Origin of the sequence: Ornithinibacillus californiensis, assembly GCF_001038485.1 — a bacterium.
Taxonomy (GTDB): Bacteria; Bacillota; Bacilli; order Bacillales; family Amphibacillaceae; genus Ornithinibacillus; species Ornithinibacillus californiensis.
The window spans coordinates 69,696-82,560 of sequence record NZ_LDUE01000018.1 but is presented as its reverse complement, the minus strand read 5'-3'; the positions used below and the strand labels follow the sequence as shown (position 1 = coordinate 82,560).

Genomic DNA, 12,865 nt, shown 5'->3' with positions numbered 1-12,865 from the left:
CCGAAACCCCATGAAGGTATTGTAGGAATTTCTTTTGTAGTACCAGTCCACAATAGTATCTAATAAAAATATAAAAGCCTCTGGTTTAACCTTCTTCCTCGCCTCACAAAAGGCCTGTTTACTTACTGTTACCTCCTTTTTATTAAGAATTTTAAAGAAGTCATCCAGTTCAATCTGAATGCTCTTCTTTACAAAATTAAGCATAAATAACAATGTGCTTGTAAAACTCAACTTGTTTTGCCCTTCACGGGTAAAATAGGTTGGTTTGGATCGTGATTCACACTTAAAAATATAGTCATGAATGACGTTCCGAGTTACCTCAATAGCCTCTAAAAACATACTTTTCCCCATAAAAAATCACCACTTCATCGTTGATATACCTAAAAAATCGGTATTCAAATCGATTATTGTGGTGATTTTAAAAAGTCAAGTGCTTTTTGGCATATTTTGGTTATTTTTTGTCTTTTTTAATTCATTTACATATTTTGTCATCTTAGCTTGATGACATTGGGGACAGTCCCTCAGCACTCTAAAACTTTAACACTTTAAAGTAGTGAGGGACTGTCCCCTCTGAAGGAGGTTGTCTGTTATGTCGGCTAATCGAAGTCTAGTGACCTCGGAGCCAATGAGTAGAGGGCAAGTATCAATCATGGATATTGACTTTACGACGATGGCGAAGGATGTTTTGATACGTGACTACTTTTTACCTCTAGTTCGAAGTGGAGGAAAATGCTTTGTTGTGACTGCTAACCCTGAGATTGTAATGCTTACTAGGGAGGACTCCAATTTCAAGGAGATTGTTCAATCAGCAGATGTTGTGGTGCCGGACGGAGCAGGTATTGTGCTCGCCTCAAAATTAATGAAACTACCGATCCGTGAACGTATCCCTGGTTTTGAACTGATGGTTGATTTTCTAAAAATGGCTGATGCACAAAGGTTGTCTTGTTATTTCCTTGGTGCGAAAGAAAAAGTGAACCAGAAGTTTATCAGAGAAATCCAGGCAACCTATCCAAATATAAAAATAGCGGGCTACCAACATGGATACTTTCAAGATGATTCTTTGATCGTAAAACAAATAAAAGATTCCAAGCCCGATTTCGTCTTTGTCGCGATGGGAGCACCCAGACAAGAAGAGTGGATCGCGAAGCACTACCACAATTTCTCTAAAGGGCTATTCATAGGTGTTGGAGGAAGCTTCGATGTGATAGCTGGAGAGGTTAAACGGGCACCAAGAGGTTGGATTCGTTTAAACCTAGAATGGCTCTACCGTTTATTAAAACAACCATTTCGATTAAAGCGATTTAAGAAGTCGATTAAGTTCATCTTCCTCGTTATTATGAAAAGAGCTTAGGGGGGACAGTCCCTCTGTGAATAGATTCACAGAGGGATGTAGTGCACCCAAAAAGACTACAACACCTTCAAAGCACAATGATCCAAAGCCAAATTAACCTCATACAAAGAATAAATCCCTTTATCAATACAAAACTGAATAACCAAATCAAATTTATCACTATCGGACAAGGAGTATCCAGCTGCAGTTAAAAGTTTATCTGTGTCTTCTCTCGTAAGTTCGAGTGCTAAGGCGAGCGAGAGGGCGGTGTTCTTACTAGGATGGTACTCGGGGTTGGACCTTATTTTGGAAAAATGCTTCCTGTCGAGTCCAGCCTTTTTGTAGATTTTTGGATCAGTTTCTCCGGATTCATCGATGAACTCTAGTAGTAATTCTTGAAAAGTAGCCTTGCGCTTTGTTTTAATAAAGTTTTCTATCTCACTGCTATTCTTCTCGAGCGTCTCAAACTCCATGTCTTGAAACTCTAAACTCTCCGATAGCGTAACCATCTGTAAATTCCGTTCAACATAGGCTTCCAATTCTAATAATAAATTTTTATCCAACAACTTCTAAACCTCCCCGATTGTCGCTTCGTAGGCGACCATTTCCGTTCTTAAATTACTTATTATTATACCATGACAACTATTAATGGAGGGTGATTCAAATGAAACGAAAAACAGAGATTATCTTTTTGCTAGACAGAAGCGGCTCGATGGCAGGATTGGAGAAGGATACAATTGGGGGATTCAATGCTTTGATTAAAAAGCAGTGCCAGCTGGAAGGGGAGACTGTGTTAACTACAGTGCTTTTTGATAATGAGTATGAGCTATTATGGAATGGGGTAAATGCGAATAAAGTGAGGTTGACTGAGAAGGAATACTACGTGCGTGGCTCAACGGCACTACTTGATGCGATTGGAAGAACGATTACGGATGTGAGTTATCGATTGTCCGGTGAAAGGGAGAAAGAGATACCTAGTAACGTGTTATTTGTTATTACAACCGATGGCATGGAAAACTCCAGTAGACAATACAGCTATGAACAGGTCAATGCAATTATTACGAAACAACAGGAAAATCACGGCTGGGAGTTCATCTTTCTCGGCGCCAATATGGATGCAGCTGCAGAAGCACAAACAATTGGTATCAAAGCTGAACAAGCATTTAATTTCGAAGCGGATGATGAAGGTGTAGATGCTATGTATAGCATGTTACATGAGGAGATTTCGTTGAGAAGGTGAGGGACAAGGGGACAGGAACCTTGTCCCATTTTTTATCTAGTCAGAAAATAATCTTTAATATTGTAATTTGACAATAGAATTTATGCATGGATGGTAATTGGTGGGCATCCGGTATGGTTGGATTCCAGTCTTATTCCGATTCTAGACGCAGATGGAGAAGTGGAGAAAGTTGTCATTATTTCCCGGGACATATCGGAAAATAAGAAAAAAGAGAATAAGCTGTCGAAACTCGCTTATTATGATGCGTTAACAGGATTGCCGAACCGAAGATTGTTTGAGAATCGTTTTCAGCAAGCAACCATTACAACAGATCGAACAGGTAAATTAACCGCATTAATGGTACTTGATTGCGATAACTTCAAGTCGGTGAATTATAACTTAGGTCATTAAAGAGTTTGCCGTTAGAGTGAGACGGGCATTAAGAAAATCAGATACATTATCACGTTTAGGTGGAGATGAATTCACTGTTGTGTTACCGGAGGCGGAAACGGAGCAGGATGTATCAGAAATAGCAGAGCGAATATTAGAAAGCATCCATCTACCGATGAATATCCAACAACATGAACTAGATCTAACAGCAAGTATAGGAATCGCCTTCTATCCAAAAGACGGCCCAGACTACGATGAAGTATTCAAAGCAGCCGACAGCAACCTATACAAAGCAAAAGAACTAGGCAAAGACACATTCAAGTTATAGTGAGAGGGACAGGGGGACAGGTTTGTTGTCCCAGACTAGGGACAACAAACCTGTCCCTCTGTCCCCCCTGTAATAACAAAATCCAAAATTGCTCATACTAAAACCAATAAGCACAAGGAGGGAATTAGTATGGCTGAAGATAATAAAAAACCATTTTATAAGAAATGGTGGTTCTGGTTAATTATTGCTATCATTGTTCTATTTGCACTCTTCGGTGGTGGAGATGAAGAGGATCCTGTAGAAGAAGATACTGGAACAGAAGAAACACAAGATGAAGGTACGGACACTAACGACGATACAACCGACGAAGAGCAAGACACGAACGAAGACACCACAGAAGAGCCAGCCGAAGATGAGGAAGTACCAGCAGATGAACCAGCAACACGCGACAATTCCTCAGCACAAGAAACAACCCTAAACACCGGTACATTCATCGTAGGTGAAGACATCCCAGCCGGACGTTATGTCATCACAGGTGACGGCATGGGTAACCTATTCGTCTATGACGAAAACGGTCTACCAGAAGTAAACGAAATCCTGGATAACTCTGCTGAAATGGGTGTAACAAGCGTAACAACAAATCTAGAAGACGGACAAGAAATCGAAATCTCTGGAATCAATAACGTGAAATTCACCCCAGCAGAAACGAAAATATCCAACACACTTTCAGCAGGAAGCTGGGAAGTTGGCCTAGATATCGAACCAGGAAGATATAATGTAACCACTCCAAGTGGCATGGGTAACTTCTTCGTGTACAACAGTATGGGTCTACCAACGACCAACGAAATACTAGATGCATCCGGTGAACTAGGTGTAAAACAAATTACCGTAACATTAGAAGAAGGACAAGAAATTAAAATTAGCGGGCTAAATGAAGTTAACTTCGAAGCAAGATAACAAGAGCAGGGACAAGGGGTCAGGAACCTTGTCCCTGCTTTTATTTTGGGACAACAAACCTGTCCCTCTGTCCCACCTTTCTACATTTTTTTACATTTTCTATTATAATTCTACGTGCTGTTGTGATATAATTTCGTTTGTATGTTATTTTTGCTTGAACTTTGTCATTTAAATTCCAATATATAGATAGCCACAACAGGATAATAAATGGAGGGTGAACCATGGAGGAAACGATTTCCCTGAAGGAAATATTTGATGTCATTAAAAAACGACTGAAACTGATTGTTTTATTAACGGTTGGTGCTGCTCTTATTAGTGCACTTATAAGCTTATTTGTTTTAACACCAAATTATGAATCTAGCAGCCAATTTATCGTTAACCAGAAACAACAAGATCCAAATGCACAATATAATGTGAACGATATTCGGATGAATGTCGAGCTAATTAACACGTACAGCCAAATTATTAGAAGCCCACGTATCCTTAATGAAGTAATAGCTGAGTTAGATCTGTCCTTAACTGTTAAACAACTTCAAGATAAATTAAACGTGGCAAGCCCCGACTCTTCACAGGTGGTTAACGTTACAGTCACAGACCCAGATCCAGAAATGGCAACTTTAATTGCGAACAAAATAGTTGCTGTATTTCAAGATGAAGTCCCAGTTCTCATGAACGTAGATAATGTAGAAATACTATCACCAGCAGTAACACCAGACGCTCCATCACCAGTAAGTCCTAACAAAACCTTAAACGTTGCAATTGCAATCGTCCTAGGTGGAATGGTCGGTGTTGGATTAGCATTCCTATTTGAATACCTAGATACAACCATCAAAACAGAAAACGATATTGAAAAACGTCTCAATGTACCAGTACTTGGAATTATCAGCCATATCGATGATAGTGATATCCAAGGGAACCCAATTGCAAACCCGGGACCAGCAAGTAGAAGACAGAGGGGAGTATAAGGATGGCACGTAAAAAGAACATTTCTCCTGTAAGTAAAGTAAGACATTTAATTACAAAAATGAGTCCGAAATCACCAATCTCAGAGCAATTCCGTACATTACGTACCAACCTACAATTTGCTTCTGTAGATGAGGAACTGAAAACGATACTAGTTACATCTTCTAGTCCATCAGAAGGTAAATCATCAAGCATTGCAAACTTAGCGGTTGTCTATGCGCAACAAGGTAAAAAAGTGCTTCTAGTAGATGCTGACTTAAGAAAACCAACGGTACACTACACCTTCCGTTTTGATAATTTAAAAGGACTAAGTAATATTTTAGTAGGGGATATTTCTATTCCAGAAGCAGTAGTTCAAACGGACATCCAAGGTCTAGATGTCATCGGTTGTGGTCCGATCCCACCAAATCCATCTGAATTACTCGGATCGAAACGAATGGAAAAGTTCATTCAAGATAGTAAAGAAGTGTATGACGTCATACTATTCGACACACCGCCAGTATTGGCAGTAACCGATGCACAAATTTTAGCAAACATAGTGGACGGAACACTTCTAGTAATCCGCAGTAAACAAACAGAATACGAAGCGGCACAAAAGTCTGTAGATGCTCTACAGCCTGCTAAAGCAAAATTTCTTGGTACAATATTAAATGACCGTGATAAAAGTGACTCGAACTATTATTACTACTATGGGAATTAACAATAAGAATCTCTCTTCAAAAAAGAAGAGAGGTTCTTTTTTTTTGCTAAATTTGTAGGTTTTTGTCGACTTAACAGAAAATTTAAAATACAATTGTAAAATTCTGCAAGCATTGATATAATGTTCGATATAGTGAAAATTAACTAGGTCATATTACTTGTGAAGTTAGTTGATACGGTAAACTCTAAAAATGAATAAGGAGTGGTACAACTTGATCGACGTTCATAGTCACATTCTACCTAGTATGGATAACGGCCCGAGCACCATAGCAGAAAGCATCGCAATGGCAAAACAAGCTGCCAAATTAGGAATTAAAAAAATCATTGCAACCCCTCACCACTTGAATGGAATATTTATTAATGAACCGGAGAACATATTAGGTGCGATTATCTACTTTAATGAAAAGCTTCGCGAAGAAAAAGTACCGGTAAAAATTTTACCAGGCCAAGTGACCATGGTATATGACGGAATTAGCGAGGATATAAAAAACGGAAAACTCTTACCACTAAATGCTGACACCCGTTATATCAGTATAGAATTACCACCAACAACAATCCCAAATAACATAGAGACAATCATCTATGACATACAACGAGCAGGCTATATTCCAATTATCAGTAATCCAGAGATAAACAACGCCATCATTGAGAATCCCAATATACTGTATCGTTTAGTTAAGAATGGAGCGCTTATTCAAGCCTCGGCCGGAAGTATTGCCGGAAACTATGGTAAAAAAGTACAAAAACATATGGAAAAACTGCTAGACGCTCGTCTCATTCACTTTCTAGGATCAAACGCATATAACAGTACGGAAAAAGGTATTTTCTTAAAGGAGGCAGTAGAGCACTTAAAGAAATTTGATAAAGGAATTGCCTATCAACTGATCCATAATAACGAATCCCTTATACATGGACATGCCATTCCGAAAAACGAGCCTACTAGAATCTCCGTAAAGAAATGGTCGTTATTTAAGTAGTAGTCAGATTGTAAAATATCCCATTTTACAAAGAAACATTGTACAGATGATGTTTCTTTGTTATGTTTGTATAGGTAATTAGACCTATTAACCATAATTCAATATAACTCTTTTTTCTACAATATTTATAGAAAACTAGAAAAGCTATGTCATAATTTGCTAGATTTTGCTATACTTTAGTTACTATTTGTAATAATTAGGATGTGAACATAAATTGATTGATATCCATAGCCATATTTTACCAGGGATTGATGATGGTGCGAAAACAATGACGGATAGTCTTGTGATGGCTCAAGCGGCAGTAAAACAAGGAATCCATACGATTATTGCAACTCCCCATCATCAAAATGGACAATATATAAATGAAAAACAAGACATTAAACTGTATGTAGATCAGTTAAATGAAAACTTACAAGAAGCAAATATACCCCTAACCGTACTTGTTGGTCAGGAAACGCGCATTAATGGTGATATGATTGAAGAATTGCAATCTGGTGTAATTGCAACGTTAAATAACACCAAGTATGTATTTGTGGAGTTTCCATCTGGAGAAGTACCACGTTATTCGGAGCAAATGCTATTTGATATTCAAGTTGCGGGATATACGCCAATTATTGTGCACCCGGAAAGAAATCGCCAAATAGCGGAGCATCCATCTATTCTTTTTAATTTCGTACAAAAAGGTGCACTTACCCAAGTGACCGCTGCAAGCCTTGTGGGCAAATTCGGGAAAACCATCCAAAAATTATCTCACCAATTGGTCGATCACAATCTAACGCATTTTATCGCGTCAGATGCTCATAATACAACTACAAGAGGCTTCGTGATGCAAGAGGCATATCAAATCCTCAAGCAAGAGCATGGCAATAGTGCATTCTATATGTTCATGGAAAATGCGCAATTATTAATTGATGGCCAATACGTGCATCGCAACGAGCCAGAACGGATACAAAAGAAAAAGAAAATCTTCGGACTGTTCTAGACAAGGGGTGGAAATTCTTGATTACGGTTTTAGTTGTGGATCCCGTTCGAATCGTGAGAGAAGGGATTCGAACGCTAATCGAAAAAGAAGCTGACATGAAAGTAGTGGCAACAGCAGAAAACAATGAGCAAGCAATACAATTAGCTCAAACTCACAAGCCTGATGTTGTCCTATTAGAGATACCAAACAAAGAAGCAGTGCAAACTTGTACGAAAATTAGAGAAGTTCATCCACATGCACGGGTCATCTATCTGACTGAAAACAAAGATATTGAGCTCATCTTCCGAGGGATTGCAAATGGCGTTGATGGATTCCTAGTAAAGGATCTATATCCTGATATGCTTTGCCAAGCAATACGAGATGCAGCACGTGGACAACATGTCATCGCAGGTGATGTGGCCAAACTCCTCGTTGACCAAGTGAGAAAGTTCACAATGGATGTTAGCTTAATTATAGGTAAAAAACTAGAAAACAAAGGATTTCATATCACCAAACGTGAGCTTGATATTTTGGCACTACTTACACAAGGTCATTCAAACCATCAAATTGCGAAAGAGCTTCACCTTAGCGAAGGAACCATCAAGAACTATATTAGTGAGATCTATATGAAATTAGGAGTAAACCAACGTGATAAAGTAATTAAGTTTATAGAAGACTTGCTAGGTATATAAACAAAATGCGACAGTTTCCTACAAATACATGACTTTTATTATATATAGTCACTAAAAACATGACTAATTATATAGTACTATGATTAAAGTTAAGAAATGTAGGACCTTAATCATAGATGTGGAAAAGGAAAGTAAATCGATGATAAGAATTTGTTTCATACAACATAGCAAGTTTTTTAATTTACTTGAAGAAAAGTTGAACAACGCGGGGAATATAACTGTAGTACCTAGTTTACCGGCAGATGTCGTGTTAATCGATGATGAGTCACTAGTAATTGGTGATTTACTACGATTGCTTCGTACGTTTAAACAAGAAAAAACAATTCTATTTACAGACAAGCCTATGCAACATGAATCAGAACTCTTTGCATTACTAGATGCAGGGGTAGACAGTGTTTTCTTGAAAAGCGCTACGAATCATGAGGGATTTCCAGATCTTATTGAAAGCATCTATCATGAAGAATTCTATCTACCATGGGAAATGCTTTCCGTGTTCTTAGAAAAAGTCGTTCAACTGAAAAAGGTAGAACATGATCAATTTATTCATCGTGTACAAGATAAAGAAAGTAATCTAACACTGAAACAAGCCGAGGTGGCCGCGTTGTTAAAAAGTGGTCATTCCAATAAAGATATTGCTAGTTTGCTAGGAATGTCTGAAGGTAGTGTAAAGGTGCATGTTAGTCAAATCTACACAAAACTCGGAATCCGAGAACGTGCACTTGTGGTAGAGAAACTTTCAGAAATGTTTTAGAGAATGATAGAAAAGAGTGATACGATTTGAGCTATCGACAACGGTTATTTTTATTAGTTTTACTAGATTCCTTCATTGTAGCATTCGCTATATTTATAGCCGCATGGATTGCTTACCCGACTTCAGATGGTACTTATGATGTATTAGTCCTCACCTCGTTATCCTTACTAGTATTTCACCATATTTTTGCATTCATTTATAAGTTGTACAACAAGGTGTGGGCATATGCGAGTGTTGGGGAATTATTAGCGATTGTAAAAGCCGTGACGTTCTCTATTATCGCTACTGGTGTCGTACAATTATTGATTAATGACTTCTCACTATTCCGTCGCGCATTACTAGTGACATGGTTATTACACATCGTGTTTATTGGTGGGTCACGATTCATGTGGCGTATCTTTAGAGATCGATATATCGTATCCGATGCTGGTAAAAAACGTACGTTGATTGTTGGTGCTGGTGCAGCGGGCTCCATGATTGCTCGTCAGTTTCATTACAACCATGATGATAGTGAATTACTTCCTGTAGCATTTGTGGATGATGATCGGCAAAAACAACGCATGGAAGTCTATGGTATCCCAGTGCTTGGTAAAGTAGAGGATATTGCAACAATCGTTGAAAATCATCATATTGAGCATATTGTTATTGCAATTCCCTCGCTACGAAATGGCGAACTTCAGCGTGTAGTTACCTTGTGTAATGAAACAAAAGCTAAGGTACAAATGATTCCGAAAATCGAAGACCTAATGTCTGGGAAAATCACTGTGAACTCTTTGAGAAATGTTGAAGTGGAAGATGTCCTAGGACGTAAACCTGTAGAATTAGATATCAATAAAATCTCGGAGTATGTCGCTGGAAACACAGTCATGGTTACTGGTGCAGGTGGTTCGATTGGGTCTGAGATCTGTCGTCAGTTAATGAAGTTCTCACCAGGAAAAATCTTACTCGTTGGCCATGGGGAATACAGCATTTATACGATTGACATGGAACTACGTGGAAAATATGGCCATACCGAAATTGAGATTTTACCGATTATTGCAGATGTACAGGATAGACAACGGATCTTTGATATTGTAGCAGAGCACCGCCCGTATATTGTGTATCATGCAGCTGCGCATAAGCATGTGCCACTCATGGAATACAACCCACATGAAGCGGTGAAAAATAACGTGCTTGGAACTCGAAATGTAGCGGAGGCAGCAGATGTATTCGGCGTAAATACCTTCGTCATGGTTTCAACTGACAAAGCAGTTAACCCTACTAATGTGATGGGGGCGACTAAACGTGTTGCTGAGATGATTGTTCAAACGTTAGCACAACGCAGTCAAACCAAATTCGTAGCCGTTCGTTTTGGTAATGTACTCGGTAGTCGAGGTAGTGTTATTCCGTTATTTAAGAAACAGATTGAAAAGGGTGGACCGGTCACGGTTACCCATCCAGAAATGACACGTTACTTTATGACAATTCCAGAAGCTTCTCGTCTTGTCATACAGGCTGGTACACTTGCTCGTGGTGGAGAAATCTTTGTACTTGATATGGGTGAGCCAGTTAAAATAGTAGATTTGGCGAGAAACCTTATTAAACTATCAGGTTATACCGAAGAAGAGATTCCAATCGAGTTCTCAGGAATCAGACCTGGTGAGAAGATGTATGAAGAGCTTCTAAATGAGAAGGAGATACATCCAGAAGCGGTTTATGAGAAGATTTATATTGGGAAGACCGTTGATGTTGATACGTTAGCAGTTCAAAGATTGATTGAGAACTTTAGCACGTTCAATACGGTAGAATTAAAAGATTCATTAATGGAGATTGTTTTTGCAGAGCAACAGATGGTTGCTTCTAAATAGATAATGTAATTGGAGGGAAAAGGATGCGAACTGTAAAAAAAGCAATCATACCAGCAGCAGGACTTGGTACTAGATTTTTACCAGCAACGAAGGCAATGCCAAAAGAAATGCTTCCAATCGTAGACAAGCCAACCATTCAATACATTATCGAGGAGGCGGTTGAATCTGGTATTGAAGATATTATTATTGTAACGGGTAAAGGAAAGCGTGCGATTGAAGATCATTTTGATCATAACTTTGAGTTGGAAGAAAATCTAATTAAAAAGGAAAAGTTCGAGATTCTTGATAAAGTAAAACAACCTGCGAATGTGGAAATCCATTATATCCGTCAAAAAGAACCAAAAGGATTAGGCCATGCCGTATGGTGTGCGAGAAAGTTTATTGGGAATGAGCCTTTTGCAGTATTACTAGGTGATGATATTGTGCAGTCAGAGACACCTGCATTAAGACAATTGATCCGTCAATTTGAAGAAACACAGTCATCCGTCGTAGGGGTACAACAAGTTCCAGATAACGAGACACATCGTTATGGAATAGTTGATCCTAGTACGATTGAGGGACGCAGATATCAAGTAAACAACTTTGTTGAAAAACCAGAACAAGGGACTGCTCCTTCTAATTTAGCTATTATGGGACGTTATGTGTTTACACCTGAAATATTCGACTTTTTAGATAAGCAGCAAATTGGTGCTGGTGGGGAAATTCAGCTGACAGATGCGATTCAAATGTTGAATGAAATCCAACGTGTCTATGCGTATGACTTTGAAGGTCAGCGATATGATGTTGGAGAGAAGCTTGGGTTTGTGAAGACGAATATTGAGTTTGCGTTGCAGAACGAAGAGATTCGTGATGAGTTAGTGAAGTATCTTGTTGATAAAGTAGGTCAGATAACTGTAGATGCTTAACGTTTTTTGACATTTTAGGTGATGCCTCCTTACCTTTATCAAAGGGGGCACTCGGCTATGCTGTGGGTTGAGAGACCTTAGACACTTGTTGTCAGTAGTGTGGCGTGAGGGGGGGTTAGATGCCCTGCATTTTTATTAGATGCTCTTAAGGGCTTATAAAAGTTCAACTTGTTTCGACATAAGGTTATCAATTTACTTTTTTCGGACGGGTGTGGTTATAAGTGCATTTAAAATCAAAGTTAGAAAGAGGTTTTACACTAATTGAGTTATTAGCGGTTCTAGCTATTTTAGGCATCATACTAATGATTGCAGTTCCTGTTTATTCTAAGGAAATAGCAGAAGCTGAAGAGGAAATTTGTGAAGCTAACAGGGCTATTGTGAAGAAAGATTATGAAATGAATCTAACTTTTTCAGGTAATGATCATTCCTCTACTTTGTTTAATCAGTATCTACAAGGCTATGATGGTGAGTTGTGTCCTGATGAAGGCATCTTTTCTTATGTAGAAGAGGAAAACACTATTAATTGTAGTATTCATTCGAGTATGAATGATCCTGGTGATGAAGAAGTTCCTTGGTTATAAGGTTTTTTGTAAATATGGGAATGGGATTGGGTTTAGAGTTATTGCATCAGGTTCCCAAAGTTATACTGGATTGAATGGTTAGTGGGAACTGACTATCGTAAATAGATTTGATGCTGGAAACCTTGCGGGATAAGGGTTTGAGGCGATTTTAGTGAGATTTATAGATTGATTGAATGGTATATATAATAGGAAGAAACTCGGTTTAGGGTGATTGTGAAGTGAATATCTATTTCGTATTTGTTAGGTAGATTGAATAGATATTACGAGGTGGCTATCAGTAGTAGATGAGATTTAGTAGGTTAGTAGTTGGTTGGAAGGAGAGATT

13 protein-coding genes and 2 pseudogenes are annotated in these 12,865 nt (G+C 38.5%); 13 read left to right on the top strand and 2 right to left on the bottom strand.

The features are described from left to right. Positions 1-351, bottom strand: a pseudogene (locus tag TE34_RS04225) (IS4 family transposase); the annotation flags it as partial. Between the two features lie 238 nt (positions 352-589). Here TE34_RS04225 and TE34_RS04220 point away from each other — a divergent pair. After that, positions 590-1,351 carry a WecB/TagA/CpsF family glycosyltransferase gene (locus tag TE34_RS04220; protein WP_236687098.1) on the top strand — a complete coding sequence of 254 codons (762 nt, stop codon included), beginning with the start codon at positions 590-592 and terminating at the stop codon, positions 1,349-1,351. A 56-nt stretch (positions 1,352-1,407) separates the two neighbouring features. Here TE34_RS04220 and TE34_RS04215 read toward each other — a convergent pair whose 3' ends face one another. Then, a complete protein-coding gene (locus TE34_RS04215) occupies positions 1,408-1,896 on the bottom strand; it encodes a hypothetical protein (RefSeq protein WP_047983572.1) in 489 nt (162 codons plus the stop codon). A 98-nt stretch (positions 1,897-1,994) separates the two neighbouring features. Between TE34_RS04215 and TE34_RS04210 the strand changes: the two genes are divergently transcribed. The 12 genes and pseudogenes from TE34_RS04210 (at position 1,995) to TE34_RS04155 (ending at position 12,540) form a co-directional block, all read left to right on the top strand. Further along, positions 1,995-2,570: a vWA domain-containing protein gene (locus TE34_RS04210; RefSeq protein ID WP_047983571.1), complete on the top strand. Its 576-nt coding sequence runs from the start codon at positions 1,995-1,997 to the stop codon at positions 2,568-2,570. A gap of 90 nt (positions 2,571-2,660) precedes the next feature. Next, positions 2,661-3,267 (top strand): annotated as a pseudogene (locus TE34_RS21390) (diguanylate cyclase domain-containing protein). 129 nt (positions 3,268-3,396) lie between these two features. Next, positions 3,397-4,164 carry a hypothetical protein gene (locus tag TE34_RS04200; RefSeq protein WP_047983570.1) on the top strand — a complete coding sequence of 256 codons (768 nt, stop codon included), beginning with the start codon at positions 3,397-3,399 and terminating at the stop codon, positions 4,162-4,164. A 221-nt stretch (positions 4,165-4,385) separates the two neighbouring features. Then, positions 4,386-5,129 carry a YveK family protein gene (locus tag TE34_RS04195; protein ID WP_047983569.1) on the top strand — a complete coding sequence of 248 codons (744 nt, stop codon included), beginning with the start codon at positions 4,386-4,388 and terminating at the stop codon, positions 5,127-5,129. 2 nt (positions 5,130-5,131) lie between these two features. Then, positions 5,132-5,827 carry a CpsD/CapB family tyrosine-protein kinase gene (locus TE34_RS04190; RefSeq protein ID WP_047983568.1) on the top strand — a complete coding sequence of 232 codons (696 nt, stop codon included), beginning with the start codon at positions 5,132-5,134 and terminating at the stop codon, positions 5,825-5,827. Between the two features lie 211 nt (positions 5,828-6,038). Beyond that, positions 6,039-6,803 carry a tyrosine-protein phosphatase gene (locus TE34_RS04185; RefSeq protein WP_047983567.1) on the top strand — a complete coding sequence of 255 codons (765 nt, stop codon included), beginning with the start codon at positions 6,039-6,041 and terminating at the stop codon, positions 6,801-6,803. 214 nt (positions 6,804-7,017) lie between these two features. Further along, positions 7,018-7,785 (top strand): tyrosine-protein phosphatase, encoded by a 768-nt coding sequence (locus TE34_RS04180; RefSeq protein WP_047983566.1) that lies wholly within the window; start codon positions 7,018-7,020, stop codon positions 7,783-7,785. Positions 7,786-7,802: 17 nt separating this feature from the next. After that, positions 7,803-8,456 (top strand): response regulator, encoded by a 654-nt coding sequence (locus TE34_RS04175; RefSeq protein ID WP_047983565.1) that lies wholly within the window; start codon positions 7,803-7,805, stop codon positions 8,454-8,456. A gap of 139 nt (positions 8,457-8,595) precedes the next feature. After that, a complete protein-coding gene (locus TE34_RS04170) occupies positions 8,596-9,207 on the top strand; it encodes a response regulator transcription factor (RefSeq protein WP_047983564.1) in 612 nt (203 codons plus the stop codon). A gap of 26 nt (positions 9,208-9,233) precedes the next feature. Beyond that, positions 9,234-11,054, top strand: coding sequence for a polysaccharide biosynthesis protein (locus TE34_RS04165; protein WP_047983563.1), 1,821 nt, complete (start codon positions 9,234-9,236; stop codon positions 11,052-11,054). A 23-nt stretch (positions 11,055-11,077) separates the two neighbouring features. Next, positions 11,078-11,959 (top strand): UTP--glucose-1-phosphate uridylyltransferase GalU, encoded by an 882-nt coding sequence (gene galU / locus TE34_RS04160; protein WP_047983562.1) that lies wholly within the window; start codon positions 11,078-11,080, stop codon positions 11,957-11,959. A gap of 221 nt (positions 11,960-12,180) precedes the next feature. Next, positions 12,181-12,540, top strand: a complete 360-nt coding sequence (locus tag TE34_RS04155; RefSeq protein WP_047983561.1) for a pilus assembly FimT family protein — start codon at positions 12,181-12,183, stop codon at positions 12,538-12,540. The last annotated feature ends 325 nt before the right edge of the window (positions 12,541-12,865 follow it).